We start from the raw sequence: 26,761 nt of genomic DNA, 5'->3' as shown, positions 1-26,761 counted from the left end.
TTTGTTTCAAATAAAAAAGTCCGGATATTTCTGCTCCAGCAAGGCACGCAGTTGCTGCCGATCCAATCCCTCGATCTCCTGAATAAATGCTTCGGTGGGGATCTTCTTTTTCGCCCGGGAAAGTCCATGCTTACCGAGTAACGAAATGTCATCACGGCTCAAATAGAAATTCACCTTGATGTAATCCAACTGATAGTACTTCAGATAGCTGGATATTTTATTGGTGAAGGTAATGAGTAAATCAAAGGGCGTCTGTCCCAGGGTGTGCAGTTCGTTGATATTGACGCACCCAACAATGTCGATATGGAAGTGCGACTTCAAGACCTCCTTGAAATAGCCGACCTTACTTTCCGAAGAGTTGGTGACGATAATAATGCGTTTTTTGTATTCACTATGAACCCGGTTCTGCAACTCGTATTTCTTCAGGATTAATACCAGCGTCGACAGGTGCACAGTCGAAAATGTGGTCTGGTAATACTGTGCTATAGGCGCAGTGGCCTGAGAAACGGCCTGATAGAGAAGGGCATGCCGCGTCTGAACCTCATGCAGCTTTTTGTCGTCAAAGTATAAATTGAACTTGCTCTGTACGATGGTTGAATAGATGAACTGATAGACATCAGCGAAGAACGGTGACGCGTTGTGAATCTCCGCTCTCAACCGCGGGAAAATGTATTCACACAGGTGTCTGACGAGTTTTATCAGTGTAGGATCATAGACATCGAACGGACGCCAGGTATAGGTCAGAGAGGAAATCAGCAGGTCGAGAAAGCGGTTTTCATGCTCATTATCCAACAGCGCAAAATCTAGCGACTGGATAAAGTTAAGGTTATCGCTGTGAGTAATCGCATGCCCGCGCCGCATACGATGCAGCGCAATACTCATATACACCAGAAAATATTTCTTGCTGTTATAGCCCAGTGAAACCGTACCGCTTAGCCGTTGCTCGTACAACGCGGCGGCGGCTCTAACCTCTGGTGCGCACTCCCGCAAAAACTGCGTGGCAATGGACTTATTGATTGGCTCATTGGCTTTATGCGGCACCAGAAGATGGCCTTCACCAATTTCCACGGTTTTGAGGATAGTCAGGCAGATCGCAATACGCAGCAGAATTTCATCGCCATCCAGTCGCGATCCTTGCTTGTGAATGGCGGTGACAGCGAGATGATTGGCCTGTAGGAATGCTGATAGTGCCAGGTTATCGTTTTTGAGCGTGGTCGGACTGACGTTGAATTTGCGGTAGTATTCGCTTTTATTCACCACGTCCTGCAGGCACAGCGCGACGCTGAGATCCTTGATGCGCTCTTCGGCGGTAGTGATATAGCGGTTAAGCGGAATATGCTCCAGAAAACCGATATATTCCCGATAGGTAACCGCCGTGATGATCGATTGCCCATCCATGTGGAGGTGATAATAAGGCTCAAGAAACTCGTTGATTTCTTTCATTGCCCGTTTCAGCGTCGACGTGGTTTTGCCAAATCTGGACGTGACATCCTCGATTAACACAGGGCTGTGTTCCTGAATATATTTTAAGAATGACAGGTCAAAGCTGTTCATTATTGCATCTCAACATCGAGTCTGGATTCAGGTCTACTTTCGGATAGGTGAGAGTATAGAAAATTCCAGGTTCTGTCTGTGAACTGCGTGGGCAGGAAGAGTGAGAGCATCTTCGAAAGCCCACTTTTTCACGCATCACATCAGGCCATTTCACGTACCCAGGCAGAGACTTGTTCGATAGCCAATTGGCTTGAGCGACTGATGCTGGCCAGTTGGAAGAAGCCGTGGATCACGCCTTGATAACAGGTATACGTACACCTGACGTTCTGCTGTTGCAGGCGCTGGAACAGGTGTTCGCATTCATCATGCAACGGATCGAACTCTGCGCTGATGATGTGTGTTTTGGGCAGGCCATTAAAATCATCGCGATAAAGCGGACTGGCTTCCGGATGCTGCTTTTCGGTATTGCCCAATTCTTTCGTGCCCAAATAGTATTCAAACCCACTCAACAGTGTGTCGCGGGTAATGATGTAGTCATCACCATTGGTTTTATAACTCTGACTGCTGCCGCTCGCATCCAGCATTGGGTAGATCAATACCAGTTTTGCGGGAAGCCAGCTTCCGGCGTTTTTTAAACGCAAGCCGGTAACCAGGGCGATGTGCCCTCCCGCGCTGTCACCCATTAAGCAGATCTGATCCGCATTACCGCCCAACGCGTTGGCATTCTCGCGAATATAGTTGGCTGCGGCCAGGGCATCATCATGCGCTGCGGGATAAATATGCTCAGGGGCCAAACGGTATTCAACCGCGATGACCAGAACCTGCGCCTGATTAGCCACCTGGCGTAGCTGCCGTTCGTGGGTGGCGAAATCACCGCTGATAAAACAGCCGCCATGATAATAGATAACAACGGGCAGGATTTTTCCGGGCTGCGGGTGATAGAGGCGCAGACGAATGCCGTTGGCATCGATCGTCTCAACTTTTGCCACCGGCTCAATTTCACCGCCCAATTCCGCAATATACCCATCGCGCCGCTGCTTAATGGACTGCGCCCGCGACGATGGACGACCTGCCGCGATGAACTCCTCAACGAGGGCTGCAATACCCGCTTCCAGTTTCATTTTTCTTCCTTTCTCGTAGCTTCCTGACATTTACAAGGCATACATATACCAACAAACGAGCTTAATCATAAACATCGTCCGGAATAGGGTATTTCAGCTCAATTTTTGGAGCGTCAGGAAGATGCCTTCCCGATTTTTCCATCAAATAACCTGCGATCTCTTCATTAGAAAGATCCACGTGGAAAAGCTCTGGATTATTAAACCATTCATTTGGGTAATAAATAAGATCATTGGGATTAGCATTGAATGATGAATTGCTTTTCTAACGACGCAAGGAGTGCGGTTTGTTGCTGTGCGGAGAGCTCGGAGAATATCAAAATCATCTTCGCCAGGTTGTCATCAGCCGTATAGAAATACGCGAGCGGGACATTCAGCACCTCAGCCAAGCGGTTGGCCGTAGCGAGATTGGCCTCATGCACGCCTTTCTCATAACGATTGATTCGCGCACTGGCAACGAACTCGTCAATTCCGGCTGCGATACCCAACCCTTTCTGGGACAGCCCACGAAGTAAGCGAGCATCCTTAAGACGTTGACTGAAAATATCACGGTATTGTTCTGGAGTTTTCATAGCTACGATATTCGTAGTTATACGGGTTTTTTGATACTACGAATAACGTAGGGGAGACGTGGGGAGCAGGTCAAAAGCCGATTACCTGCGTCGGATAACAAACCGTATTCGTCTATCTTCTCGGGGCCATTATTATAGTGGTAATTATGAATCAGAAGAACATAACCTAGGATGCTGAGGCGCTTAGTGAATAAAATTGAAGCAATAAAAAATGTATTTGGAAAATTCACAGGAGCCACATTGATTGGCTACTCTACCGCAGAGATTTTCTTTGACCTGTGGGAACCATGGAATGATTTACCTATCAGGCTGGAATTTAATAACGGTCAGATAATTGCCGTTGCTTGGTCCAAATTCGATGACTTATGGCTTTCAAATGACCAATCATTACCTTTCGATATCTATGATAGTGAGGTTCGGTGGATTGAAAACGCATTTGATGACCTTAACCGTTTGATCGGCGGTGTCATTTTATCTGTTTCTCTTGGGCAGGATTATTTGGTATGGGAGGGGCAAGAAATTCCCTTGGATACCCACCTCATCATTGAAACTGATCAAGGCGTGATGGATATCTTCAATGCCCTTGATGAAAATGGATATGCTTACCTTCCCACTCGTCCCCTGAATCTTACGCTATGCGTACCATGAGTCATCAGAAAGCTTCAATATATCTCGCTGATATTCCATCAGGACACCGTAACTCCGCGATTTGGTGAAAATTGACTCGATAATATGACATTAAAAAAGCCCGCTGGCGGGCTTTCTGGTTTTTTTGCGACTTCTGGATAGCTCTTGAATATTTACTCAATATTCTGAATCTGTTCCCGCATCTGCTCGATCAGCACTTTCAATTCGATTGCGGATGTCGTTACATCCGCGTTGATCGATTTCGACGCCAGGGTGTTAGATTCACGGTTGAATTCCTGCATCATGAAATCCAGACGACGGCCAACCGCCTCTTCCTTCTTCAGGATCTTATGGGTTTCATTTACGTGGGCTTCCAGGCGATCCAACTCTTCCGCGACGTCGACACGCTGGGCCATCAGCAACAGTTCCTGTTCCAGACGTGTGTTCTCAAGCTGTAACTGCGCATCTTCCAGCTTGCTGACCAAACGCTCGCGCTGCCATTGCAGAACGTTGGGCATCTGGGCGCGGACTTTGACCACTTCGTCACTGACACCAGCCAGGCGCTGCTCGATCATCGCTTTCAGCGCGGTCCCTTCACTTTCACGGGCCAGAATAAAGTCATCCAGCGCGCCATCGAGACCTTTCAGCAGTTCGGCGCTGATCGCGTCCAAATCTTGCTCTTCGGCGGACATAACGCCCGGCCAGCGAAGAATATCAACAGGATCGATTTCTCCTTCATCGCTTTGCATTTTGACCCATTGCGCGGCTTCAACCAGCTGTTTTGCCAGCTTCTCATTCAACACCAGAGAGCTCTGCGCACGTGGATCGAGATCAAAACGGAGGTTGCATTCAACTTTGCCTCGGGTGAGGCGGGAACGGATGCGTTCACGAATTACGGGCTCAAGGCCACGGAATTGCTCCGGCAAACGGATGTAGGTTTCTAAATAACGTTGGTTAACGGAACGCAGCTCCCAAGCTGCGCTGCCCCAGTCGCCTTTAAGTTCGCGCCGGGCGTAGGCGGTCATGCTGCGGATCATCAATGCGTACCTGTTAATGTAAAGATGCAGCGATTATAGCGTTGCTCAACCGGTCATGATAGGCATTACCTCACGAAGCCCGTATAATGCGCAGCCAATCATGATTTGCTAGCCGGAGAAAACCGATGCGTCCAGCAGGCCGAAATGCACAACAGGTGCGTCCCCTGACACTGACCCGCAATTATACTAAGCACGCTGAAGGTTCAGTGCTGGTGGAGTTTGGTGACACCAAAGTTCTGTGCACCGCTACCGTGGAAGACGGGGTACCGCGTTTTCTTAAAGGGCAGGGGCAAGGATGGATTACCGCTGAATATGGCATGTTGCCGCGTGCTACCCACAGCCGTAATGCCCGTGAAGCGGCAAAAGGTAAGCAAGGTGGTCGCACGCTGGAGATTCAACGTCTCATTGCCCGTTCGTTACGTGCAGCGGTTGATCTGAAAAAACTCGGCGAGTTTACGATCACCCTGGACTGCGATGTTTTGCAGGCCGACGGTGGCACCCGTACCGCATCCATTACCGGTGCCTGTGTCGCTCTGGCCGATGCGTTGAATGCGCTGGTCGCAGCAGGCAAACTGAAGGCCAACCCAATGAAAGGTCTGGTCGCTGCGGTGTCAGTGGGTATCGTTAAAGGTGAAGCCGTTTGCGATCTGGAGTATATAGAAGATTCAGCCGCTGAAACTGACATGAATGTCGTGATGATGGAAGACGGCAAAATGATTGAAGTGCAGGGCACCGCAGAAGGTGAACCCTTCAGTCATGAAGAATTGCTTGAGCTTCTGGCCCTCGCACGAGGGGGAATCGATACCATTTTCCAGGCGCAGAAAGCGGCGCTGGAACAATAGAATTTTTTTTTAAGAGGCGACCGAGAGGTCGCCTTTTTTATGGTCTGTAGTGACCGGTATATTAAAGACAGTAAATAACGAGGAGATGCATCAATGAAAGCCTATCAGCGCCAGTTTATCGAGTTTGCGCTTAACAAACAGGTTTTAAAGTTCGGCGAATTTACCCTGAAGTCGGGGCGTATCAGTCCTTACTTCTTTAACGCAGGCTTGTTTAATACTGGCCGTGATTTGGCGTTATTAGGGCATTTCTATGCCGCTGCATTGGTGGATTCAGGTATTGATTTCGATCTTCTGTTCGGCCCCGCCTATAAAGGTATTCCGATTGCTACCACCACCGCGGTAGCGCTGGCAGAGCATCATGAGCGTGATGTGCCATACTGTTTCAATCGTAAAGAGGCAAAAGATCACGGTGAAGGCGGTTCGCTGGTGGGCAGTCCTCTGCAAGGGCGGATCATGTTGGTTGATGATGTGATCACCGCAGGTACGGCAATCCGTGAATCAATGGAAATTATATCCGCGCACGGTGCCACGCTGGCTGGCGTACTGATTTCACTTGATCGTCAGGAGAAAGGTCGTGGTGAGGTATCTGCTATCCAGGAAGTTGAACGCGATTATCATTGCCAGGTCATTTCAATTATTACATTGAAAGATCTCATCGCGTATCTTGAAGAGAAGCCAGAAATGGCTGACCATCTTGCCGCCGTCAGAGCCTATCAGCAGCAATACGGCATCTGATATCCCTTTTACTGTTCAGAGACAAGGATGTAAGTCATGGCAGAACCGAAATCAGCGTCTTGGATGCCTTCACATGCGGCAGCGCAACTCTGCCGCCAGTTGCAGTCACTCTTGCCAATGCAGCTTCTTACACCTGCGGTCTTTGAGCAGATAGTACGCTATTGCGGTGTAAGACCTGGACGTCAGGCCTGGCGTTTGTTTCTCAGCAGAGTGCTGCTGCTGGCCGGGTCCCTCGCTATAATTTGTGGCGTCATCTTTTTCTTTGCATGGAACTGGGCGGCAATGCCCGTGATGGCAAAATTTGGTGTCATCGAATTACTGATCGTGGCCCTGGCCATTCTCATCTGGTGGCGCTGGTATGATGCAGTCAGTCGCACTGCATTGTTGGCCGCTGGATTCTTTTTCGGTGCGCTGTTTGCTGTGTTCGGGCAGATTTACCAAACCGGTGCCGATAGCTGGGAATTATTCCGCGCCTGGACGTTGGTTCTTATCCCTCTGGCTTTGATCGGCAGGCAGGTGGGTTTATGGTTTCTGACCTGGCTGGTGGCAAACATTGGCCTGAATCTCTTTTTTTACAGTTACTCATCGCGGTTCACGACCTCTTTTTCACTGCTCGACAGCGCTTTTTATGTCAACACTTTCCTCACGTATGGCTATCTGCTTTTTCAGGGATTATGTCTTTTGACCTGGGAAGCAACGGAAAGATTCGGCAAAACCAAATCACCCGATAAAACGACGAACCACTGGTTTCCGCGGATTATGGCGGCTTATTTTTTACTGTCACTGACGATGCCGGTAATTGAGGAGATCATTGACTTTAGCTTCCGTCAGCATGGTTACGTTTTTCTCCTTTGCTGGTTAGTGGTTATGGCAGGCGGCTACGGGTGGTATCGCTATCGCCAACCGGATTTATGCATGCTGACATTCGGTATTTGCAGCCTCTTAGCGGTGGGAACTGCCGTTATCGTTACCTCGGTGAGTTGGTCTGGCGATATCGGCTCTCTGTTTCTGATTGGGATAGCGATAGCCCTGTTGTTTGGTGCCGGGGGGAAATTGTTACTCCACTGGCGCCGACAGATGTATCCAAATCAAGCGGTGGAGTTGTCCCAGTCTGAATACGACGAACTGTTACTTGCTCTTGAGCAGCGTGCTTTGATCGACGAAAACCAGAAAGCAGAATTGCTTGGTGAACAAGGCAAGTTGACTCTGCCTTGGTATATTCGCGCCGCTTTTGCGCTTGGCGGATGGGTCGCGGCATTAATCCTGTTAGGTCTGTTGATATTGCTGGGATTTGTGAGCGGGATACTTGACGATCTCAAGGCCGGAACAATTATTGTTTTTTCACTGATGGGCGGTGCCCTTGCCGCGTGGTTGCTCTCACTGCCGAGTCTCGGGAGACAGCAGATTGGTCTGGTATGGGCGATAGCTTCCTCGATCGGATTATGTATCGGGATCACGATAATCCAGGACTCTAGCAGCAGATCTATGCTGGTGCAAAGTCTGTGGTTCATTCCTGTTTTGGCGGTGCTTATTGTGGTATTCCGCAATGATATGTATCGCCTCCTGGCGACGGGCACTTTAGTCTTCATGAGTATTGTTGTGACAAGTTACGCCCTGATATGGCATTTGGCACCCGATAACCAGTGGCTCATTTTCCTCACGCCGATAGTGATAGTGACCGCCATTGTCATGCTGATTCTTTGGCTGATTTGCAACGAAGTCAGATTACTGGCTACGCCCAATGCGCCGCTGATTCACCCGTTAATGTATGGCGGTATCGGGGGTCTTCTGGTGGTTTGCCTGCACAGCATTCAGATGGGAAATGCCCATGAATTCTACTGGATGTCAGATACGGGACCTTATTTGGAACATAGTCTGGGCTATGGGATTCCCGCTGCTTTCTTGTTGTTTACGCTGATTCAATGGGCTTTGCATCGCGGTGAGTTCAAGCCACTCTGGTTGATCGCGGCGGTCGTGACCTCCCTTGTGGCCCATTTTGCGCCGGGAATCGGTTTTGGCCTGGCACTGTTATTGATTGCCCGTTATCAGGGGAATCAATGGTTACTGGGTGTTGCGGCGAGTTTTCTTGCAGTTTATACCAGTGGCTGGTATTACTTCCTCGGATTCAGTTTGTTGTATAAGTCATTGTTATTAATTGGGTGTGGTGTCTTGCTGCTGGTTTTGGCCGGCGTATTAAATCGGATGCTGTCTGCTGGGGAGGTCAATCAGAATGCTTAAGAGAAAATGGCTCAGCATCGCGGTAATTGTCGTTGCCCTGATCGTGGTGAATATTTCTATTTATCAGAAGCAACATTTGTTGGCCAAGGGTGACATTATTATTCTGGAACTGGCCCCGGTTGATCCCCGATCGTTGATGCAGGGTGATTATATGGCGCTAAATTATGCGCTTGTAACGCCAATCAATGAACAATTCTACGCTGAACAAGAGAAATGCAGCGAACAGCCTTCACTGCCTTGTCCTGAGTCTAAAGGCCGTCTGATTGTTGATCTTGACGATCGCCAGCGGGCAACCGTTGCCAGAATCGATCAGGGTAAGCCTCTGACAGATAATCAACATTATCTGCAATACCGCTTTACCGGCAGGTCGGTTCAGATAGGAACGGATGCTTATTTTTTCCAGGAGGGACATGCGGAAGATTACGTCAATGCCCGCTACGGTGAGTTTCGTGTTGCTGAGGATGGTTCGGCGCTGCTGACTCACTTACTGGATGCCGATTTGAAGCGCATAGAGAAGAAGTAATCCTTCAACATTAAAAAAGGGCCGTCTGGCCCTCAATGTTATTGCAACTGTGCGGCCACCAATGGCCAGCGAATTTCAAATTCCTGTGTAGGACGGTAGCGAAATTCTGAACGCACAAAGCGGGAAAGCATACCTTCGCAGAAAGCTAACAACTGACTGGCGAGTAGCGTTTCATCACAGGTGAAACCTACGCCTTCTCGCATTTTCCGTTCTCGCAAAACCTGCCTGAGCTGGACTTCAATACGCTCAAACAGTTGGTTTATCCGACCTTGTAATCGATCCTGTTCAAACATCAACGCATGCCCCGTCATAATGCGGGTCAGCCCTGGGTTGCGCTCTGCAAAACCAAGAATGAGCAGCAGGATCAGGCGCAAACGGTTAAAAGTATCCTTTTCATCCTGCAATATCAGATTGATGCGACTTATCAGACTGTCTTCAATAAACTCAATCAGACTATCAAACATCCGCGTTTTGCTGGGAAAATGCCGGTAAAGTGCGGCTTCGGAAACACCGACATTAGCAGCAAGTTTTGCAGTGGTAATGCGTTGGCTGCCATCACTGGACTCCAGCATTTGTGCCAGCGACTGCAATATTTCCTCGCGCCGATTCCTTTTGGTATTTTCTTTTTCTGCCATGTCCGAGTAGACCCTTGCTAAAGACGGCTTGACTGATCAAAACCCGCACAACGGCCGCATGAGCATAATTGACTCTGCGGTTTGTGTGATTGCTTTTTTACGTTGTAGGGGCTGTATGGGTAAGGAGCCATTCAACACCGCGTTCAATACGCGATGTTGAATAGTGTTTTATTGGCGTCCTGAATGACCAAAACCACCTTCGCCACGTTCGCTGTTTTCAAAATCCTCAACCAAGTTGAATTCAGCCTGTACGACAGGGACGAAAACCATCTGAGCAATCCGCTCACCCGGTTCGATAATGAATGCTTTCTGCCCACGGTTCCATACGGAAACCATCAATTGACCCTGATAATCGGAGTCGATCAGGCCAACGAGGTTACCAAGTACCACACCGTGCTTATGACCCAGGCCAGAACGCGGCAGGATCACGGCGGCCAGATCGGTATCTGCAATGTGAATTGCCAGCCCTGTCGGCAAAAGTGTGGTTTCGCCAGGGGCGAGGTCTACCGCACTGTCCAGACAGGCACGCAAATCCAAACCGGCAGAACCCGGTGTCGCGTAGGTCGGTAAAGGAAATTGGTCTCCAATACGCGGATCAAGAATTTTAACGTCGATTTTTTTCTTCATAACGGCGGACAATCTCGTCTATTAAACGTCGGCCAAGGAGTGATTTATCGCTATGCGGTAAATTCAGGTCTCCATTCTGCCAAAAAAGATGCAGGGCATTGGTATCGCTATTAAAGCCATGCTCTGCGAGTGAAACATCATTAGCGCAAATCAGATCCAATTTTTTCCGCACCAGTTTCTGTCGTGCATATTCTTCCACATTCTGGGTTTCGGCGGCAAACCCTACCACAAAAGGCCGATTTTCGGCCATTGCGGCAACGCCTGCGACGATATCTGGATTTTTTACCATTTTGACGATGATTTCATCGCCCTGTTTTTTGATCTTTTCATCAGCAATGTGTTCTGCACGATAATCGGCAACGGCAGCGCAGCCGATGAAGATATGTTGTTCATCTGCTTTGGCCATCACCGCTTGCTGCATTTCCAGTGCACTGGTGACATCGACACGCGTCACCCACGGCGGTGTGTCCAACGTTACTGGCCCTGTCACCAACGTAACTTGTGCTCCACGCTCTGCGGCGGCCTGAGCAATGGAAAAACCCATTTTACCCGAGCTGTGGTTGGAGATGAAACGCACCGGATCCAGAGCCTCACGGGTAGGGCCAGCGGTAATCATAATCTTCAGGTGTTGCAGATCTTTTACGGCAGAAAAATGCTGATTTGCCATTTCCACGATCGTCAGCGGATCGAGCATGCGCCCTGGGCCGACATCTCCGCATGCCTGACTGCCGCTATCAGGTCCCCACAGTAATACGCCGCGTGAGACCAGCGTATTGAGGTTTGCCTGCGTGGCACTCGCACGATACATCTGTTGGTTCATGGCCGGTGATGCCGCAATTGGGGCCGCCGTTGCCAGGCAGACTGTCGTCAGCAGATCGTTGGCCATACCCGCCGCGATGCGCGCCAGAAGATCGGCGGTTGCAGGGGCAAGAATGACCAGGTCGGCCCATTTCCCTAATTCGATATGGCCCATTGCCGCTTCTGCCGCGGGATCGAGCAGATCGTCAGAAACCGGGTAACCTGAAACTGCCTGTAGCGTTAATGGTGTAATAAACGCTTTTGCGGCTTCAGTCATTACTACGCGTACTTCTGCGCCCCTGTCGCGTAAGCGACGTACCAACTCAGGCGCTTTGTAGGCCGCAATGCCGCCACTGACGCCGAGTACAATATGCTTGCCGGAAAGTCCCGTCATCATGATTGCCCGATTTCTAATCGAAAAGAGGGTCATTTTAGCATAACCATCATAGAGAACAGCTAGCGTATGCCTCCCAGAAAGGTACTTTGAAATTTTTGCGAGATATCTCGAGGAGTTAGCAACCTTTCTTTGTGCCGAATTCTGTAAGTGCCATCATTGGGCACAGGTTAAGCGAGTTAGGAACTGGTGATGGAGCCATGGGGAAGACCTTTAGCACCTCGGGAAAAGCTAAAAATGTATGGCCCGGGTGTGCTGTCAGATGCGGAATTACTGGCTATTTTTTTACGCACGGGAATACCTGGGATGCATGTGATCCAAATGGCTGAGCATCTTTTGGCGGAATTTGGTTCCTTACATCAGTTGGTATTCGCCGAGTTTTCCGCACTTTTGGAGCATAAAGGGCTGGGTAACGCCAAATCCGCACAGATCAGTGCGGTGTCCGAATTGGCGCGACGCTGTTACGGCAGCCATATGGCTCGGGAAGATGCGATGCTGAATCCACTGATTACCGAGCAATATTTGCAAAATTTACTGAGTCACCGTGAAAGAGAAGTTTTCGTTGTTCTTTTTCTGGACAATCAACACCGCGTGATTCGCCATCAGGAGATGTTTACTGGTACCATAAACAGCGTTGAGGTACATCCGCGAGAAATTTTGCGTGAAGCGATGAAGGCTAATGCAGCCGCATTAATTCTGGCGCATAATCACCCGTCGGGTGAGGCTGAACCTAGCCAAGCCGATCGATTAATAACCGAACAGGTGATTAAGGCCTGCCAACTGCTGGATATCCGCGTACTCGACCATTTGGTCATTGGCCGCGGCAAATCGGTGTCTTTTGCCGAGCGCGGATGGATTTAGATGCATTTTTCGCGATCCTTTGGGATCTTTAGCTGTTCGGGACTTGAGCACTTACGCTTCAGAGCGTATACTACGCCACCTTTGAGAATCTTGGGTTTGGCGTTAAGAGCCTATCTCAGCAGGTTTCTGACCTGATGATGGTTTTTAAACCTGATGACTGTTTTAAACCTGATGACTACGAGTCTTCTCAGTGAAATTTGCTGAGATGGGCTCTAAAGCCTGACGAGGCGGCCATACCCTATACGAAGCTCGAGCTGATTTGATTTTTGGAGAATAGACATGTCCCGAGTCTGCCAAGTTACTGGCAAGCGCCCGGTGAGCGGTAACAACCGTTCCCACGCAATGAACGCGACCAAACGCCGTTTTCTGCCGAACCTGCACTCTCACCGTTTTTGGGTTGAGGGCGAGAAGCGCTTTGTAACTCTGCGTGTATCTGCTAAAGGTATGCGTGTTATTGATAAGAAGGGTATTGAAACGGTCTTGGCCGAACTTCGTGCCCGCGGTGAGAAGTATTAAGGAACTGAATCATGGCTAAAGGTGTTCGCGAGAAGATCAAGCTGGTTTCTTCTGCTGGTACTGGTCACTTCTATACCACCACGAAGAACAAGCGTACTAAGCCGGAAAAATTGGAACTGAAGAAATTCGATCCAGTTGTCCGTCAACACGTGATCTATAAAGAAGCTAAAATTAAATAATTTTGGTGGATTAATAAAAACCCGGCTTCGGCCGGGTTTTTTTTTCAGGGTAAAAAGTTTTTTAGCGTTAAACCTCCCTTCCTGGAGGGGCTTTCACTTATCGTTTCTGAGTTACCTATATTTGATGTGTATCTAGTCAGCTGTGACCAGTTTTTCGTTGAGGGAGGATAAATGCCAGAGTTACCAGAAGTTGAAACCAGTCGTCGTGGAATAGAACCTTATCTTGTCGGACATACGATCGTGCATGCTATCGTCCGTAACGGGCGTCTACGCTGGCCAGTCTCAAATGAAATTCTGGCGCTTAGCGATCAACTGGTACTGAGCGTGCAGCGCCGCGCCAAGTATTTATTGATTGAGTTGAAGCGCGGCTGGATCATCATCCATCTTGGTATGTCAGGAAGTCTGCGCGTATTGCCGGAAGAGATCGACGCAGATAAGCATGATCATGTTGATCTGGTCATGGATACGGGAAAAGTCCTGCGCTATACCGATCCACGCCGTTTTGGTGCGTGGCTATGGAGCGAAGATCTAAGCGCCAGCAATGTCTTGGCGCATTTAGGACCAGAACCACTCGGTGAAGACTTTAGCGCCGCCTACCTCTTTGAGAAATCGCGCAGCAAACGTACCCCGATTAAACCCTGGTTAATGGATAACAAACTGGTCGTGGGCGTGGGTAACATTTATGCCAGCGAGTCACTATTTGCTGCTGGCATTTCACCTGACCGGGCGGCCAGTTCACTTAGCGAAGAGGAAGCCGGTTTGCTGGTGGCGACCATTAAGGCCGTATTGCTGCGATCCATTGAGCAGGGGGGAACAACGTTGCGCGACTTTTTGCAGTCGGACGGAAAACCCGGCTATTTTGCGCAGGAACTTCAGGTCTATGGCCGGGCAGGGGAACGTTGCAGAGTATGCGGCACGCCGATTCTGTCAAAAAAACACGCGCAAAGAAGTACGTTTTATTGCCCGACCTGCCAGCATTAATTTGGTGCGATAAGCTTCGCTTTCAGCGCGTCAGCAATAGTGGGGGGAAGGAAGTCGTTGATATCCCCCCCGTGGCGTGCGACCTCTTTAACCAGAGAGGAGGAGATGAAGGACCATCTCTGTGAGGGCATAAGAAAAACACTCTCCAGGGTCGGTAACAGATGGTGATTCATACTTGCCAACTGCATCTCAAATTCAAAATCGGATACTGCACGTAATCCCCGCACCAGAATGTTGGCGTGATGTTTATGGGCAAAATGCGCCATTAGTTCACTGAAACCCAACACCTCAACATTATCGATATGTGATGTGACGTGCTTCGCCAACGCGACTCGTTCCTCAAGTGAAAAGAGCGGTTTCTTGCTGGAGCTGGCGGCAATTGCCACGATGAGGTGATCAAACATCTGTGCTGCACGGGTAACCAGATCCAAATGCCCATTCGTGAAGGGATCGAAAGTGCCGGGATAAATTGCTTTGGTGCTCATAATGACTCGCCCTTCTCAGATTGCCTGCCTAATGCCCAGAGACCTGCATATTTATTGAACGTGTATTGTGCATTAACCACGGCCAGCAATAAACCTTGTTTACCGTCGAGAAATCCCGCCCGCAGCAGCCAGGTTTTAAGAAAGGCTGTCAACGTATGGCTTAGGATAGAGAAAAAGCTGCATCGCTTTCCCTGCTGATGCCGTTGGGTAGCCCAGTCACGTGCATACCCCAGCTGTTTACGCTGGAAATCAAAAAAGTCACGACAAGTCAGGTGTAGCAAATCTCCGTCAAGCCGCATTATGCGCGCTTTGCCGATATTCAGGGATTCATGGACGAGATTATCATTGTAGGCATATAAGCGTGAGCAATACAGACGGTTGACGCGATCGGGGTACCAACCGCTATGGCGCATAAAACGGCCAAGAAAAAGATTACTGCGCGACAGACTATAAACGACATTATCATCGGCATTATCAAGCACTTGTTCAATCGAGTGCCGAAGCGCTGGCGTCACCCGCTCATCCGCATCGATCATCAGAACGTAGTCGCACGACGCGTAACTCTGGGCTAATTGCCTTTGTTTGCCAAACCCTTGCCAGTTGAGGTTACTGAAAACTTTAGCACCGTAGCGTTTGGCGATCTCTTGCGTCGCGTCATTGCTGCCTGAGTCCAGCAGTACGATTTCGTCAGCCCATGCGACAGACTGTAGGCACTCATCCAATAAGTGCGCTTCATTCTTGGCAATCATGACCACGGACAGGCTTTTCCTGTTTTTCATTTACTGGCTCCTGGGGGGAAGATGCGGCTCCAGTAAATGCAGCAAGCGTTGCAGCGCGCCCTGATTTTGGTGTAAAACTTCCACCGCCTGGCGGCCATGATAAAGGCGATAATCCTCATCGGTCAGCAGCGTCGTAATCTCTTTGACCAGCGTAGTGGTATCACTGATGGTGATTAAGCCGTCGGCTTCTGCCAATTTGTTGCAGATATCTTTGAAGTTAAAAGTGTGAGGCCCCATAAGAACCGGAATGGCGTGAGCCGCCGCTTCCAGCGGGTTATGCCCCCCTCTTTCAACCAGACTGCCACCAACGAAAGCCAGATCGGCAATGCCATAAAGCAGCATCAATTCGCCCATCGTATCGCCGATAACCACCTGGGTACCAATATTCGGGATTTCACCTGTGCTGCGTTGGGTGTAACTCATGCCCGCTTTCTGGGTCAGATCTTTTGCCACCGAAAAACGTTCGGGGTGGCGCGGAACCAGTATCAGCAGCAAATTTGGGAATTGATTCAATAATTCGCGGTGAGCCTGAAGAAGAATGGCTTCTTCACCCTCATGGGTACTGGTGGCGATCCAGACCGGGCGATGCGGTGCCCATTGCCGTCGTAATGTAATGGCTCTGGCGGCGAGTTCTGGAGTGACGGAAATATCAAATTTAAGGCTGCCCGTGATGGTGAGCTGTGAACGTTTAAGTCCCAGATTAATGAATCGTTCACCATCTTCCTGATTTTGTGCGGCAATCAGGGTAATACGGCTCAGCATGACTTTCATGAAACTGCCAATCTTTTTATAACCCGCGGCGGAACGCGCCGATAGGCGGGCGTTGGCAATGACCAGTGGAATTTTGCGCTGATGCAGGGCATTAATCATGTTCGGCCACAGCTCGGTTTCCATAATGATAACCAGCTTGGGATTGACCTGATCAAGAAAGCGACGCATGGAACCGGGCAGATCATAAGGCAGATAGACGTGATGGACATCCTTACCGAATGCAGACTGTACCCGCTCAGAGCCCGTTGGTGTCATGGTGGTGACAGTGATGGGTAGCGCCGGATAACGGTGGCGCAGCGCCCGTACCAAAGGGATCGCGGCAAGGGTTTCACCGACTGAAACAGAGTGCAGCATTATCCCGCCCGGCACGACCTTGCCTGCGCAGAATCCATAGCGTTCGGCCCAGCGTTTACGGTAAGATGGAGCCTTACGGCTTCGTAGAAGTAGGCGGAGCCAGACCAAGGGTTGAATAAGGTAAAGTAGTACCTGATATAAACGCAGTAACATTCTATCAATTTCATTTATATGGGTTATTAATAATAGTACCATAAGTGTGTCCGAAAGGCGCAAATTTGATAACCAGATACGTTAGTTCAGATGGGCGATGGATTTCGCTGATAGGGTTGTTATGAAGAATATCTTAATTATTCGCCGCGATAATATTGGCGACCTGGTATGCACCACCCCTTTGATCGAAGGCACGCGTAATGCCTATCCTGATGCAAAAATATATCTACTTATCAATAAAGTAAGCCAAGATGTGGTGATGAATAACCCTCACATTGAAAAGGTCTTTGTTTATAAAAAAGCAAAACATAAAGCCAGGAACGAAACGACTCTCGGCGTTTATTTAGATCGTATCCGAATTATTCTTAAGCTGAGAACGATTAATTTCGATGCGGCAATCCTGGCCAATCCAGTGCCTTGTAAATATAGTTTGCGGCTGGCGAGAATGGCTGGGGTAAAGAATATTATCGGTGCTGACCTTGACAATAAATATATTACCCATCCGTTTAAAAAATCCGACTTTCACGGAAAACATCAGGTTGAACATGCCTACTCTTATTTATCGGCAATAACTGAAGATGTAGGGGATATTCCACCGGTAAGGGTATATTTGGGTCAGGAAGAGCGTAAACAGGCGGTTCAGAAGCTCAAGGGATTACTTCCTGATGCCGATAATATTTACGCGGTTCATATTAGTAGTCGGGGTGCTGACAGGCGTTGGCCGGTTGAACGTTATGCAGAAATTATTCGGCGACTAACCTTGAATCCACTGGCTTCCGTTCTGATTTTCTGGTCTCCACAGGGCACATTGGACAAGGATGATGTTGGCGATCAAGTGCGCGCTGAGAAGCTACTTTCCTTATGTAAGAACGAGCGTGTTGTTTTATATCCGACGGCGTCTGTTCGCGAATTACTTGCTGCATTCGATCTGTGCCAATTAATAATTTGCAGTGATGGCGGGCAAATGCATTTGGCCTCCGCATTAAATAAAAACATGGTCGTTTTCTTTGGTGATACCAATCAGGATCGCTGGCGTCCATGGTCAGGAAAGTACGTAATATTACAAACTGAATCGGGTGATTGTCAGGATGTTAGCATTGAAGATGCCTGGCAGGCAGTATCTGTTTTCCTAAAATAAAATCATCAGGCAGGGAAGTTTATCTGCCTGATGATTACCGTTATTTATTCAACGTCAAATATTGCTGGCAAATAGTGTCCAAATCATATCTCTGCATTAGTGCTTTCTCAATGTTCGGAGGATTCTTATAGACATCCCGAATTTTCTGACCCAATGAATCCTCATTCAACTCTGCAATGGCATCTGTCATCCCTGCATTCACAAGAATTTCTGTTGGACCACCTGGACATCGGGTGCTGACAGCGGGTGTTCCGCACAGTAACGCCTCAACAAGGACATTGCCAAACCCTTCGCTATCCGAACTCAACACCAGCAGGGCGGCATGTTTGATCAGGGGATAAGGATTTGCCTGGAACCCCAGAAACAGAACCCGCTCTGCAATATTCAGCTCTTCGGCCAGATTTTTTATCTTTTGGATATCACTGTCGTTACCTGTTCCAACCAGCGCCAGAGGAGCCTGAACACCCGATAATGCGTAAGCTTTTAACAGACGATCGTGTCGCTTATGCGGATGGAAACGTCCAACGTGGATCAGATACTCTTTTCCAGCTAGTTCGCATGGGGCGTTAGCTAACTGTTCAATTTCAGCGATATCAAATGGATTATTGATTATTGCCAATTGTTTTGGGTGAATATTCAGGTTATCCCTTAAGTCTTCGCCCACCGCCTGTGAAACCGCAACAATATTTTGCCCTTGATAGATATCGGCAATTTTTCTACGTTTCAGCCAGCGATCCACTCCCTTTCTATGTCCCAGATAGGAAGTGGAGAGAATGCCATGAATACAAAACCACAGGTTATCGGTAGAGAGGATGCGACTCTTTCTTACTATGCGATCCGTTTTGTGCAGATTGGAGAAAACCAGATCAAATGTGCCCTGCTGACGCTCAAGATCGGCGATGGCATCGTCCAATAACCGCGCCCTGCGTGACAATTCGGTGATTTTTCTCCAGGGTTTGCGGCAGGTATCGGTTACCACCTGATAATGAATACCGGTCGGAATAGGGTATTTACAGACATCACGCAGCGAAATCAGACTGATATCGTTGCCCAATTTCTGCATGCCCTGACACAGGGTGACCACCACCTTCTCTGCGCCGCCACCTGGCAAGCCGTCAATAATCATTAGGATACGCATAATTAATACAATAACCCTTTGTAGAGGGAAACTAATTGTTCAGAGAGATGCGTCGGTGTCGAAAACAGAATGCGCTCTCTCGCAGCTTGCGCCATTGAAGAACCAACCGCCTGTTTGGGTAGTGACTGTATCGCTAACGTCAAAGACTTCAGATCGAAAGCATCACACACAAAACCGTTTTTCCCTGGAGTGATAAATTCGGCACCGCCACAGGTTGTGCTGGTTATCACGGGTAACCCACATGCCATGGCTTCAAGGATCACGTTCGGAAAGGGGTCATATTGCGTTGGCAGCAGCAGTCCGTCTGCCGCCTGGTAGAAAGGCAGCGTCTGGTTCTGTAGCCCCATGAAATAGATACGGTTCTGACAACCCAGGGATGCCGCCAGTGCGCGGTATTTCCTCTCCGCTTTGTCTTGCCCGACGACCAGCAAATAATTGTCAGTGGCGGCCACCGCGCGAATAGCAGCAGCCAGACCCTTGCGTTCAAAACCTGAACCAACATAAATCAGGCAGGTTGCGCTGGATGGGATCGAAAGTTTTTGACGCAATGCATGGCGCAACGCTTCGTCCGCAGGCACGAAACGCTGATTATCAATAGCATTATAGATGACGCGAATTTTTTCTTCGGGAACCGAGAAGTCCGCCATAATCTCACGCTTAATCATCTCTGCATTACAAATCACAGCTTTCAATTCAGGTGCTGCATACATGGCGCGTTCGGCGCACATCACATAGCGATGATAATGATTTGCAAACAACAATTTCCGCCGCCAGGTGGGCATTATTCGTGCACGTTGCAACAGCCAGCGTCGATGAACACCGTCCCCGGCCCGATAGATATCGCATCCGGGGATACGTTCATGGCTCTGTACCAGATCGAATTTCTGGTTTTGCCATAACTCCCTGGCTGCCATCGCGAAACCACGTTCGCGACTGATGCGACCCCACTTTATGGGGTTACAAATATGGATGTTCCAATTTGGATTAATCTCGCCCTGCCATGAACGGGTAATGACGTTGAGTTCAAGATCTTGCTTTTCCAGGGCTTCGAGCGCGCGCGCAACAAAACGTTCTGCGCCACCATCCGGGCGATATTTCTGGCGAACAATCGCTAAACGGAAAGCGCTCATTACAGTTGACTCCTTGCGGCAGCAATGACCACATCGGTAGGGATAAGGTTGAGAAAACGTTCATCGGTATGAGTATCGACACGATCGGGATCGGGCAGTGAACCGTAATCTCCGGCCCAGATAACCTCTCCATTAACCTGCCAGGGACGCCAGAAGGTGAGTTTTGACGGCCCGAACAACGCGATGCAAGGCGTTTTCAGTGCTGCAGCCATATGCATGGGTACAGAATCCACGCCGATAAACAATTTGGCGTGGTCAATCAGCGCGGCAAGCTGACGAAGTGTGAGTTTTCCAGCAAGAGAGACGACGCCTTGGCGGGGGCAAAGCGACTGGATTTTTTCAATCATCGCCAATTCCTTCGGATCCGGCCCGGAGGTTAACACCAGAGTATGCCCGTCAGCCTGTAATGCGGCTATCGTTTCTGCCATTTGTTCCTCACTCCAGCATTTGAAAAACCAGCGTGAAGTTGGTTGAATTACGATATAGTCGTCATCAATCACTTGTTTTTCAAGTAATTCTACGCATTTTTGCCAATCTTGCAGGCGATAACTCATCGTAACTTGTGGATTTGAATCATTCAGGCCAAGAGGTGCCAGTAGAGTCATGTTTTGCTCAACCGTATGTAAATGGTTGTGCTCGGTGACGGGAACCAATTGTGTATAGCAGTTGCGCCATAAAAACCCCTGGCGTTTGGGGAAGTCGAAACCCAGGCGGATACGGGCACCTGTCAGACGGGTAATAATTGCGCTGCGCCATTGATCGGCTAAATTAATCACCAGGTCATAACGCTGTGCCATAAGTTGTTTCAGAAGATGGGCTTCCTGCCGTAAATGCTCCAGTGTACCCATCTTCTTCCATTGGCGATCAATGACAAAAATGTGTGAAAGAGAAGGATTACTGGCCAGTATTTCCTGTGTTTCCTTGTAAAGCAGCATGTCAATTTCAGCTTGCGGATAATGTTGCTTCAGCGTGTTGATGACGGGCGTAGTCAGCAACATATCACCGTGATGGCGAAGTTTGATGATAAGGATACGTTTTACTTGAGTAACAGGAATTAGAGCTGGCGTATCATTCATTTTTTGTCATTATCAAAGAAACCAACCGTTGATTCTAAATGACCCGATCGGATGTGGCTACACTTCACCGTTTTTCTTATGGACTCATAAAAAAAATTCAAGTTTGAGACAAACAGAATCCGTCGTTGTCCAACTCCTGTACGAAGCCGTTTGCGCACGCGAAACGGCCTGCGTAATATATGCACTCTGTCGAATTCAGGTCTGATATTTATGAAAAAACCGGCGTTTATCATCACCATCGATACTGAAGGTGATAATTTGTGGCAAAACCATGACCGTATTTCAACGGAAAACACGCGTTTCCTGCCGCGTTTTCAAACGCTTTGTGAGAAATATGGCTTCAAGCCGGTCTATCTGACGAACTATGAGATGGCGATGGATGAGGCATACGTTGAGTTTGCCCAAGACGTCATTGCGCGTGGTCAGGGGGAGGTCGGTATGCATTTGCACGCCTGGAACAGCCCGCCTCTTCAACCATTGACCGACGATGACTGGCGACACAAACCCTATTTGATTGAATATCCGGCAGAACAGATTCGCGATAAAGTCAATCACATGACAAAGTTACTGGAAGACAGATTCCAGACCAAAATGCTTAGTCACCGTGCAGGCCGTTGGGCGTTCAATGAATATTATGCGTCATTGCTGCTGGAGTATGGCTATCAGGTTGATTGTTCAGTGACTCCGCGTGTGACCTGGCAATATTCACCTGGCAACCCGCAGGGTAAAGGTGGCACTGATTATCGTGCTTTTCCAACCCACGCCTATTTTATCGACCCCAGCAATATTTCCCAGCCAGGAAACTCCAGCCTGCTGGAAGTGCCGATGAGTATCCAGTTTAAACATTCTGCGTTGATGAATACCCTTAAGCAGGGTTATGATCGCCTGCGTGGTAAACAGCGTTCACCTTCAGTCCATTGGCTACGTCCTTCCGGGAATAATGTTGATAAAATGCAGCGAGTGGCGGAGCAGTCTTTGGCGGAAGGAAATGATTATATTGAATTTATGCTGCATTCGTCTGAGTTTATGCCAGGCGGCAGTCCCACATTTAAAACAGATCAGGATATAGAAGGCTTATATAACGATCTGGAAGCATTGTTTGCATGGTTACATGAGCGGGCTGTAGGGATGACATTGGCTGAATATTATCAACATAAAGTGAAATAAAATGTCGAAAAAGTGGAAATTGGAGCTAATTAATAAGTTTCTTCACCTCTATACCAAGGTTGGGGGAAACTTAAAAGATAAGCGTTCATTCAATCGTCATATCGAATTTAGCCGTATTGTTATTTATTCAACCACTGCACTCGGCGACTTGATGTTTAATACGCCAGCGATCCGCGCCATCAGGGAGCGATACCCTGCGGCTGAATTGACACTGGTTTCGAGTAAGAAAAATAGGATGCTGGTAGAGAAAAGTGAGTACTTTTCGCATATAGTCTATTGGGATCAAAAAGTTATAGATATCTTGCCTGCCATATTTCGAATCAGAAAAGCCAAACCACAGCTTGCCGTGTTACTCCATTCCAAGCAGCCCTATGATGTTTTGAGTGCGGTTTTATCTGGTTGTGAATATATCATCCGTGACAACTATGACCCGAAACCTATGGGTATGGAGCAGTGGCTGGCTGATTATTCAAAACCATTTGATGGGCATCTCATTGATCGCAAATTAAAACTGGTTTCCGTACTGGGTTGTGAAACGCATAATAATTCAATGTTCATCCCGATTTCTTTCACACCCGTTCCCCGTGATTTGCATACAGTGATCATTGGTTTCCAAATGGGCGCCTCTGAAAAAATCAGGTGCTGGCCAGTAAACCGTTTTGTTGAATTGGCAAATTTATTATTCTCCGACAATGAGAAATACCGGATTGCGTTGATTGGTTCAGAAAAAGAGCTGCCTTTGGCTGATGAGTTTTTGCAGTCATTGCCGTCTGACTATGCGTCCCGGGTCGTTAATTACATAGGTACGTCAACGCTACCTGAACTGCTCTCTTACATTAACAATTTTGAATTTTTGGTTACGGGTGATACCGGGCCGTTGCATCTGGCTGTGGCGATGAAAACCAAAACCATCAGCTTATTTGCGACCGCGAATCCTGACAGTACGGGGCCACTGCAAGATCCACATTTGCACCATATCATTCAGGTACCTCCTCAAAAATATCAGGATGACGAACTATACAGTCAGCAACCTTTGGCGCTTATCTCGGCTGAGGATGTACTCAGTAAGATTAAGGGCGGTCAGGAACAAAACCGCGGGCAGAACCCTTTTGATGGATACGGATGGCGTATAACATGCCCACACAGAAAATAGTGCTCAGTATTATCATTGCTGCACACAATAGTGGAAATTATCTTCAGGAAACCCTATGCAGTCTGCTAGAGGCATTAGCTAAAAGCATAACGCAATGCGAAATTATTCTGGTCAACGATGCTTCTACGGATGGTACCACCGCTCTTTTAAAGGATTTCGCCCAGTCAGTACCACAGGCGCGCTATTTCCACGTTGAATTCAAAAATATTGGCAAAGTACGCCATTTTGCTATCGCCAATAGTCATGGTGATTATATCACCATGCTTGACAGTGATGACTTGCTGAAAAGGAACTCACTTCCAGATGTTGTCGCCTTTCTTGAGAAAAAAAATCCCGATCTGCTGCTGACCAAACTGCATGAAGTGCGTGACCTTGCTACCGTAGATAAAGTCTGGAAAGGGTTGCAACCGGAAGAGCTTTCCATTGATGAGGCCATCATTCGCTTCCTGAATCATAAGGATTTCCAGGCACATCTAATCGGACAGTTTATCAAACGCTCTCTGTTATTGGCTTCGCCTATACCGGATTTTAGCTGCTACGAAGATTTCTACGTCTTCCCAGATTTGCTAGCTCATTCCAAAGCGATCGTTTTTTCACGTGAGAGTCATTACCTGTATATAAAACGCGATTTCAGCTTGTCTAATTCGCCATCAATAGAAAAAATACATAACCTTTTTGTTTGTACTGAAAGAATGGATGCGATCTTCGGTGATAAATATCACGATCTGATTCTATGCCATTGGTTAGATATACAACTGAAACAAAAACAGTGGATAACCGCCCCAGAGAAATTGGATATTTTGGATAAGAAAATAAGGGATACCCACAGGATAGGCTTTTTTATGAATCCATCCATACGTTTGAGCTATAAAAGAAAAGCAGCAGGATTATTATGGAAAAAATAAAAAGAAAGTTATACCTTGCCAGCCTTGCCTTGGCGATGCTGTCGATCGTATTCGCATTACTTATCTCGGGAAAACAACGTGAATTTTTTTATTTCTCCTTCTATCTTGCCATGTTTGGTCTTTTCTTCGAAAGGAAAAAAATCCACTGGAAAAAAATTGATATTTCCTATGCCATTATATTAATAGGCTTGGTTAAAATTGTCTGGACGTTAGTCTTGTATCGCCAGGATCCAAATTACGGACTTGGCGCAACACAGTTGGATGCGGGTAAGAAGCTGATTGTCGGCGGTATCCTCACCTTCTATTTCTCGCAATTTTCATATTACCTGAGCACATTCAATTATCGCCGATACCTACTGGCCAGTTTCACACTGGCATTTGTACTTTCCACCGGCTACGGTCTTTATCAGATCTACCATGGAATTGATCGTATCGCTCTGAGTACCAATCGGGCGACCATTGCAGCCTATCTCTACTCTGCATTGTCGATCCTGCTAATTTATCTACTGATAAAAAATAAAAGCGCTTCCGTCTACTACCATCTTGCATCAGCGTTGGTGTTTATTGTTTCTTTTCTGATTATCACCATGACGGGAACGCGCGCTGCGATACTTTCGCACCCGCTGCTGATTATGCTGATGGTGCTGTTCCATTACCGCAAGATTCATCTCAAATCCTTGTTGATCACCACAGTAATAGTCGGATTAGGTATAGCGGTGTCTTACGATAAGTACCTCAAGCCCAAGATCGAACAGACCAGCATGGAAATCAAGCTTTACCAGCAAGGTGACGATTTCTCTTCCTTAGGTTCACGCTTCTCATTATGGCGCATCGGTTTGAATATATTCTATCAACACCCCTATGGTAATACTGTTGAGGCACGGCGCGCACAGGCGGAAGAGATCGTTAGTCATGATCGTAAGAACAAAACCGCGATGGTTTATATCGACTCACACCTGCATGATGAATTGCTCGAAGCGGCTTCGCTGCAAGGTATAGTTGGCCTGCTGACCGTCCTTTTCTTCTACGGCTACATCATAACTTTGGCGATAAAGTATAAAAACACGCCGTTGTTGATGATTGGTTGCTGCATGATCGTCTACGGCCTGTCGGACGTTCTGTTAATCAGCTCAGAATCATTGCTGTTCTTTATGGTGTGCATTGCATTGTTTGCAAAAAAAATGCCGGCTCAAATTTGCGGATAGTAACCACTGGCGCTGCGAAATAGCGCCAGTCCCCTCACTGCCTACCATGTTTTTCCAAAATATTATTAATGGCATGGTTAAAGTTGCGGTAATAGCTTTCGTCATAAAATTTGGCGATAGAACGTTTAATCTGCTGTTGATCAACGGTGATGGTCCCGTCAATTAGCGTCTGCAGGGTAGCCGTTAGTTGCGCGATATTGCCCACGTCATACAGTCGGCCATTGCAATCATTAATCACATCCGCAGGCCCTGTAGGGCAGTTTGAACTGACACAAAAGACCCCGTGGGCCATTGCCTCCAGCAGCGTCATTGGTAAACCTTCAAATGCAGATGTCAGCACTAACGCCCTCAAATGTTCGATATTATTCTTCACATACGGCCATGGCTGTGTTTGCCAGCCATGCCATTTAACTTTTGCACCGACGCCCAGCATCTCTGCATATTGCCGACACCGGGCCATGTCATCGCCACCGCCAACCACATGTAATTGCCATTCGCCTCGCAGTCCAACCAGAGAGTCCAGCAGATCCTTCAGCCTCTTTTGCCCTTCGAATATAACTCGGCCAATATAAATAAAATTAGCCGGTGAGCCGCTGAAAGCAATGGGTTCTTCGACTTCTCCTACCGGGTTGAATATTGTATAAATATCACCCTCTTTTACACCTAATTCTTGAACCTGCCTGTTAATACCTGTACTGATAACTAGATGGGCATCCGCCTTCAAAATGTAAGTATATTTATAAAGGTCATAAATTGAAAAATGCAGCCAAGAGACAAGAGGGTATTTACCAAAGGTGAGTTTTCTTGCCACATTTGCAATATAACAAGAAAGTGTATCCAGTGAGATGACCAAATCGGGTTTGTTGCTACTCAAGAAACACGACAGCAAGCAGGCAAAATGTAAGCGCCTTAACTTGGTGTTGCGGATGGAAGAATGAACCGTTTGAGCATCTAGTTTAGCATACCAATCCTCATCACCTCCTTTTTTTTCCTTGAAGAAAATGAACTTCACCTGAGTCTCAGGTTGGTTTTCAGCAATAAGCTTAACCAACCTTTTGCAGACGGTTTCCATTCCACCGTAGCCACCGAGTGAGTACCCGGTTATGATAATGTTCATTCAGACCTTATAA

28 protein-coding genes and 1 pseudogene are annotated in these 26,761 nt (G+C 47.9%); 14 read left to right on the top strand and 15 right to left on the bottom strand.

Annotated elements, in window-relative coordinates:
• Nucleotides 1-6: 6 nt before the first annotated feature.
• The 4 genes and pseudogenes from DRI82_RS15595 to DRI82_RS15585 all read right to left on the bottom strand — a co-directional run bounded on the left by DRI82_RS15595 (nucleotide 7) and on the right by DRI82_RS15585 (nucleotide 3,184).
• Nucleotides 7-1,503, bottom strand: a complete 1,497-nt coding sequence (locus DRI82_RS15595) for a BglG family transcription antiterminator (RefSeq protein WP_245956860.1) — start codon at nucleotides 1,501-1,503, stop codon at nucleotides 7-9.
• A gap of 191 nt (nucleotides 1,504-1,694) precedes the next feature.
• Nucleotides 1,695-2,615: an alpha/beta hydrolase gene (locus DRI82_RS15590; RefSeq protein ID WP_114194828.1), complete on the bottom strand. Its 921-nt coding sequence runs from the start codon at nucleotides 2,613-2,615 to the stop codon at nucleotides 1,695-1,697.
• A gap of 61 nt (nucleotides 2,616-2,676) precedes the next feature.
• Nucleotides 2,677-2,865, bottom strand: a pseudogene (locus DRI82_RS24770) (hypothetical protein); the annotation flags it as partial.
• A complete protein-coding gene (locus DRI82_RS15585) occupies nucleotides 2,852-3,184 on the bottom strand; it encodes a helix-turn-helix domain-containing protein (protein ID WP_114194827.1) in 333 nt (110 codons plus the stop codon). The gene DRI82_RS15585 and the pseudogene DRI82_RS24770, both read right to left, overlap by 14 nt.
• A 186-nt stretch (nucleotides 3,185-3,370) precedes the next feature.
• On the opposite strand from DRI82_RS15585, the gene DRI82_RS15580 reads away from it, so the two are divergent.
• Nucleotides 3,371-3,832 carry a hypothetical protein gene (locus tag DRI82_RS15580; protein WP_157968087.1) on the top strand — a complete coding sequence of 154 codons (462 nt, stop codon included), beginning with the start codon at nucleotides 3,371-3,373 and terminating at the stop codon, nucleotides 3,830-3,832.
• Between the two features lie 152 nt (nucleotides 3,833-3,984).
• Here DRI82_RS15580 and DRI82_RS15575 read toward each other — a convergent pair whose 3' ends face one another.
• Complete coding sequence (locus DRI82_RS15575) at nucleotides 3,985-4,848, bottom strand: YicC/YloC family endoribonuclease (RefSeq protein WP_114194825.1); 864 nt, start codon at nucleotides 4,846-4,848, stop codon at nucleotides 3,985-3,987.
• Nucleotides 4,849-4,973: 125 nt separating this feature from the next.
• Between DRI82_RS15575 and rph the strand changes: the two genes are divergently transcribed.
• From rph to DRI82_RS15555, 4 genes are all read left to right on the top strand, one after another.
• Nucleotides 4,974-5,690 (top strand): ribonuclease PH, encoded by a 717-nt coding sequence (gene rph, locus DRI82_RS15570; RefSeq protein ID WP_114194824.1) that lies wholly within the window; start codon nucleotides 4,974-4,976, stop codon nucleotides 5,688-5,690.
• Nucleotides 5,691-5,783: 93 nt separating this feature from the next.
• Nucleotides 5,784-6,425 (top strand): orotate phosphoribosyltransferase, encoded by a 642-nt coding sequence (pyrE, locus tag DRI82_RS15565; protein ID WP_114194823.1) that lies wholly within the window; start codon nucleotides 5,784-5,786, stop codon nucleotides 6,423-6,425.
• A 36-nt stretch (nucleotides 6,426-6,461) separates the two neighbouring features.
• Entirely contained in the window at nucleotides 6,462-8,663 is a 2,202-nt protein-coding gene (locus DRI82_RS15560; RefSeq protein WP_114194822.1) for a DUF4401 domain-containing protein, read from the top strand.
• Nucleotides 8,656-9,186, top strand: coding sequence for a GDYXXLXY domain-containing protein (locus tag DRI82_RS15555; protein ID WP_114194821.1), 531 nt, complete (start codon nucleotides 8,656-8,658; stop codon nucleotides 9,184-9,186). The genes DRI82_RS15560 and DRI82_RS15555 overlap by 8 nt, the downstream gene beginning before the upstream one ends.
• Before the next feature lie 38 nt (nucleotides 9,187-9,224).
• Here the strand turns inward: DRI82_RS15555 and slmA are convergent, their stop codons facing one another.
• The 3 genes from slmA to coaBC all read right to left on the bottom strand — a co-directional run bounded on the left by slmA (nucleotide 9,225) and on the right by coaBC (nucleotide 11,643).
• Complete coding sequence (slmA, locus tag DRI82_RS15550; protein ID WP_114194820.1) at nucleotides 9,225-9,821, bottom strand: nucleoid occlusion factor SlmA; 597 nt, start codon at nucleotides 9,819-9,821, stop codon at nucleotides 9,225-9,227.
• A 168-nt stretch (nucleotides 9,822-9,989) separates the two neighbouring features.
• Nucleotides 9,990-10,448, bottom strand: a complete 459-nt coding sequence (dut, locus tag DRI82_RS15545; RefSeq protein WP_114194819.1) for a dUTP diphosphatase — start codon at nucleotides 10,446-10,448, stop codon at nucleotides 9,990-9,992.
• The gene (gene coaBC, locus DRI82_RS15540; protein WP_170138721.1) at nucleotides 10,426-11,643 is read right to left on the bottom strand and encodes a bifunctional phosphopantothenoylcysteine decarboxylase/phosphopantothenate--cysteine ligase CoaBC; all 1,218 of its coding nucleotides are present in this window, start codon (nucleotides 11,641-11,643) and stop codon (nucleotides 10,426-10,428) included. The genes dut and coaBC overlap by 23 nt, the downstream gene beginning before the upstream one ends.
• Nucleotides 11,644-11,832: 189 nt before the next feature.
• On the opposite strand from coaBC, the gene radC reads away from it, so the two are divergent.
• The 4 genes from radC to mutM all read left to right on the top strand — a co-directional run bounded on the left by radC (nucleotide 11,833) and on the right by mutM (nucleotide 14,177).
• Nucleotides 11,833-12,501: a RadC family protein gene (gene radC, locus DRI82_RS15535; RefSeq protein WP_114194817.1), complete on the top strand. Its 669-nt coding sequence runs from the start codon at nucleotides 11,833-11,835 to the stop codon at nucleotides 12,499-12,501.
• A gap of 279 nt (nucleotides 12,502-12,780) precedes the next feature.
• Complete coding sequence (gene rpmB / locus DRI82_RS15525; RefSeq protein WP_032816691.1) at nucleotides 12,781-13,017, top strand: 50S ribosomal protein L28; 237 nt, start codon at nucleotides 12,781-12,783, stop codon at nucleotides 13,015-13,017.
• 11 nt (nucleotides 13,018-13,028) lie between these two features.
• Nucleotides 13,029-13,196, top strand: a complete 168-nt coding sequence (rpmG, locus tag DRI82_RS15520) for a 50S ribosomal protein L33 (protein WP_004392084.1) — start codon at nucleotides 13,029-13,031, stop codon at nucleotides 13,194-13,196.
• Between the two features lie 171 nt (nucleotides 13,197-13,367).
• Nucleotides 13,368-14,177 carry a bifunctional DNA-formamidopyrimidine glycosylase/DNA-(apurinic or apyrimidinic site) lyase gene (gene mutM / locus DRI82_RS15515; RefSeq protein WP_114194816.1) on the top strand — a complete coding sequence of 270 codons (810 nt, stop codon included), beginning with the start codon at nucleotides 13,368-13,370 and terminating at the stop codon, nucleotides 14,175-14,177.
• On the opposite strand, the gene coaD is transcribed toward mutM, so the two are convergent.
• The 3 genes from coaD to waaA are packed head-to-tail and all read right to left on the bottom strand — an operon-like array spanning nucleotide 14,174 to nucleotide 16,719.
• Nucleotides 14,174-14,662, bottom strand: a complete 489-nt coding sequence (gene coaD / locus DRI82_RS15510) for a pantetheine-phosphate adenylyltransferase (RefSeq protein WP_114194815.1) — start codon at nucleotides 14,660-14,662, stop codon at nucleotides 14,174-14,176. The two genes, mutM and coaD, sit on opposite strands and share 4 nt — an antisense overlap.
• Complete coding sequence (locus tag DRI82_RS15505; RefSeq protein WP_114194814.1) at nucleotides 14,659-15,441, bottom strand: glycosyltransferase family 2 protein; 783 nt, start codon at nucleotides 15,439-15,441, stop codon at nucleotides 14,659-14,661. The genes coaD and DRI82_RS15505 overlap by 4 nt, the downstream gene beginning before the upstream one ends.
• Nucleotides 15,442-16,719: a lipid IV(A) 3-deoxy-D-manno-octulosonic acid transferase gene (gene waaA, locus DRI82_RS15500; protein WP_114194813.1), complete on the bottom strand. Its 1,278-nt coding sequence runs from the start codon at nucleotides 16,717-16,719 to the stop codon at nucleotides 15,442-15,444.
• Between the two features lie 121 nt (nucleotides 16,720-16,840).
• Here waaA and DRI82_RS15495 point away from each other — a divergent pair, with 121 nt between their 5' ends.
• Nucleotides 16,841-17,857 carry a glycosyltransferase family 9 protein gene (locus DRI82_RS15495; RefSeq protein ID WP_114194812.1) on the top strand — a complete coding sequence of 339 codons (1,017 nt, stop codon included), beginning with the start codon at nucleotides 16,841-16,843 and terminating at the stop codon, nucleotides 17,855-17,857.
• Between the two features lie 40 nt (nucleotides 17,858-17,897).
• Here the strand turns inward: DRI82_RS15495 and DRI82_RS15490 are convergent, their stop codons facing one another.
• The 3 genes from DRI82_RS15490 to rfaQ are packed head-to-tail and all read right to left on the bottom strand — an operon-like array spanning nucleotide 17,898 to nucleotide 21,201.
• Complete coding sequence (locus DRI82_RS15490) at nucleotides 17,898-18,995, bottom strand: glycosyltransferase (RefSeq protein ID WP_114194811.1); 1,098 nt, start codon at nucleotides 18,993-18,995, stop codon at nucleotides 17,898-17,900.
• Nucleotides 18,996-18,997: 2 nt separating this feature from the next.
• On the bottom strand, nucleotides 18,998-20,125 hold the full coding sequence (locus tag DRI82_RS15485) for a glycosyltransferase family 4 protein (RefSeq protein WP_114194810.1): 1,128 nt from the start codon (nucleotides 20,123-20,125) through the stop codon (nucleotides 18,998-19,000).
• Nucleotides 20,125-21,201 carry a putative lipopolysaccharide heptosyltransferase III gene (rfaQ, locus tag DRI82_RS15480; RefSeq protein WP_114194809.1) on the bottom strand — a complete coding sequence of 359 codons (1,077 nt, stop codon included), beginning with the start codon at nucleotides 21,199-21,201 and terminating at the stop codon, nucleotides 20,125-20,127. Before rfaQ ends, DRI82_RS15485 begins: the two co-directional genes overlap by 1 nt.
• Nucleotides 21,202-21,411: 210 nt before the next feature.
• Between rfaQ and DRI82_RS15475 the strand changes: the two genes are divergently transcribed.
• Genes DRI82_RS15475 through DRI82_RS15460 form a run of 4 tightly spaced genes read left to right on the top strand, consistent with a single transcriptional unit; the run spans nucleotide 21,412 to nucleotide 25,631 of the window.
• Nucleotides 21,412-22,368, top strand: coding sequence for a polysaccharide deacetylase family protein (locus DRI82_RS15475; RefSeq protein WP_114194808.1), 957 nt, complete (start codon nucleotides 21,412-21,414; stop codon nucleotides 22,366-22,368).
• Nucleotide 22,369: 1 nt separating this feature from the next.
• Entirely contained in the window at nucleotides 22,370-23,521 is a 1,152-nt protein-coding gene (locus tag DRI82_RS15470) for a glycosyltransferase family 9 protein (RefSeq protein WP_114194807.1), read from the top strand.
• Nucleotides 23,503-24,426: a glycosyltransferase family 2 protein gene (locus DRI82_RS15465; RefSeq protein WP_157968086.1), complete on the top strand. Its 924-nt coding sequence runs from the start codon at nucleotides 23,503-23,505 to the stop codon at nucleotides 24,424-24,426. The genes DRI82_RS15470 and DRI82_RS15465 overlap by 19 nt, the downstream gene beginning before the upstream one ends.
• The gene (locus DRI82_RS15460) at nucleotides 24,414-25,631 is read left to right on the top strand and encodes an O-antigen ligase family protein (RefSeq protein WP_114194805.1); all 1,218 of its coding nucleotides are present in this window, start codon (nucleotides 24,414-24,416) and stop codon (nucleotides 25,629-25,631) included. The genes DRI82_RS15465 and DRI82_RS15460 overlap by 13 nt, the downstream gene beginning before the upstream one ends.
• 34 nt (nucleotides 25,632-25,665) lie before the next feature.
• Here DRI82_RS15460 and waaB read toward each other — a convergent pair whose 3' ends face one another.
• Nucleotides 25,666-26,748, bottom strand: a complete 1,083-nt coding sequence (waaB, locus tag DRI82_RS15455) for a lipopolysaccharide 1,6-galactosyltransferase (protein ID WP_114194804.1) — start codon at nucleotides 26,746-26,748, stop codon at nucleotides 25,666-25,668.
• Nucleotides 26,749-26,761: the final 13 nt, after the last annotated feature.

Source organism: Edaphovirga cremea (genome assembly GCF_003332275.1).
Lineage (GTDB): Bacteria > Pseudomonadota > Gammaproteobacteria > Enterobacterales > Enterobacteriaceae > Edaphovirga > Edaphovirga cremea.
Note: the sequence above shows the minus strand (reverse complement) of the source record. Positions and strands in the feature narration are given on the sequence as shown.

Bases quoted from the DNA above. Each gene is read 5' to 3' on its own strand.
- DRI82_RS15590 (WP_114194828.1), bottom strand. From the start codon at position 2,615: ATGAAACTGGAAGCGGGTATTGCAGCCCTCGTTGAGGAGTTCATCGCG.
- DRI82_RS15585 (WP_114194827.1), bottom strand. From the start codon at position 3,184: ATGAAAACTCCAGAACAATACCGTGATATTTTCAGTCAACGTCTTAAG.
- DRI82_RS15575 (WP_114194825.1), bottom strand. From the start codon at position 4,848: ATGATCCGCAGCATGACCGCCTACGCCCGGCGCGAACTTAAAGGCGAC.
- rph (WP_114194824.1), top strand. From the start codon at position 4,974: ATGCGTCCAGCAGGCCGAAATGCACAACAGGTGCGTCCCCTGACACTG.
- pyrE (WP_114194823.1), top strand. From the start codon at position 5,784: ATGAAAGCCTATCAGCGCCAGTTTATCGAGTTTGCGCTTAACAAACAG.
- DRI82_RS15560 (WP_114194822.1), top strand. From the start codon at position 6,462: ATGGCAGAACCGAAATCAGCGTCTTGGATGCCTTCACATGCGGCAGCG.
- DRI82_RS15555 (WP_114194821.1), top strand. From the start codon at position 8,656: ATGCTTAAGAGAAAATGGCTCAGCATCGCGGTAATTGTCGTTGCCCTG.
- slmA (WP_114194820.1), bottom strand. From the start codon at position 9,821: ATGGCAGAAAAAGAAAATACCAAAAGGAATCGGCGCGAGGAAATATTG.
- dut (WP_114194819.1), bottom strand. From the start codon at position 10,448: ATGAAGAAAAAAATCGACGTTAAAATTCTTGATCCGCGTATTGGAGAC.
- coaBC (WP_170138721.1), bottom strand. From the start codon at position 11,643: ATGATGACGGGACTTTCCGGCAAGCATATTGTACTCGGCGTCAGTGGC.
- radC (WP_114194817.1), top strand. From the start codon at position 11,833: ATGGAGCCATGGGGAAGACCTTTAGCACCTCGGGAAAAGCTAAAAATG.
- rpmB (WP_032816691.1), top strand. From the start codon at position 12,781: ATGTCCCGAGTCTGCCAAGTTACTGGCAAGCGCCCGGTGAGCGGTAAC.
- rpmG (WP_004392084.1), top strand. From the start codon at position 13,029: ATGGCTAAAGGTGTTCGCGAGAAGATCAAGCTGGTTTCTTCTGCTGGT.
- mutM (WP_114194816.1), top strand. From the start codon at position 13,368: ATGCCAGAGTTACCAGAAGTTGAAACCAGTCGTCGTGGAATAGAACCT.
- coaD (WP_114194815.1), bottom strand. From the start codon at position 14,662: ATGAGCACCAAAGCAATTTATCCCGGCACTTTCGATCCCTTCACGAAT.
- DRI82_RS15505 (WP_114194814.1), bottom strand. From the start codon at position 15,441: ATGAAAAACAGGAAAAGCCTGTCCGTGGTCATGATTGCCAAGAATGAA.
- waaA (WP_114194813.1), bottom strand. From the start codon at position 16,719: ATGTTACTGCGTTTATATCAGGTACTACTTTACCTTATTCAACCCTTG.
- DRI82_RS15495 (WP_114194812.1), top strand. From the start codon at position 16,841: ATGAAGAATATCTTAATTATTCGCCGCGATAATATTGGCGACCTGGTA.
- DRI82_RS15490 (WP_114194811.1), bottom strand. From the start codon at position 18,995: ATGCGTATCCTAATGATTATTGACGGCTTGCCAGGTGGCGGCGCAGAG.
- DRI82_RS15485 (WP_114194810.1), bottom strand. From the start codon at position 20,125: ATGAGCGCTTTCCGTTTAGCGATTGTTCGCCAGAAATATCGCCCGGAT.
- rfaQ (WP_114194809.1), bottom strand. From the start codon at position 21,201: ATGAATGATACGCCAGCTCTAATTCCTGTTACTCAAGTAAAACGTATC.
- DRI82_RS15475 (WP_114194808.1), top strand. From the start codon at position 21,412: ATGAAAAAACCGGCGTTTATCATCACCATCGATACTGAAGGTGATAAT.
- DRI82_RS15470 (WP_114194807.1), top strand. From the start codon at position 22,370: ATGTCGAAAAAGTGGAAATTGGAGCTAATTAATAAGTTTCTTCACCTC.
- DRI82_RS15465 (WP_157968086.1), top strand. From the start codon at position 23,503: ATGCCCACACAGAAAATAGTGCTCAGTATTATCATTGCTGCACACAAT.
- DRI82_RS15460 (WP_114194805.1), top strand. From the start codon at position 24,414: ATGGAAAAAATAAAAAGAAAGTTATACCTTGCCAGCCTTGCCTTGGCG.
- waaB (WP_114194804.1), bottom strand. From the start codon at position 26,748: ATGAACATTATCATAACCGGGTACTCACTCGGTGGCTACGGTGGAATG.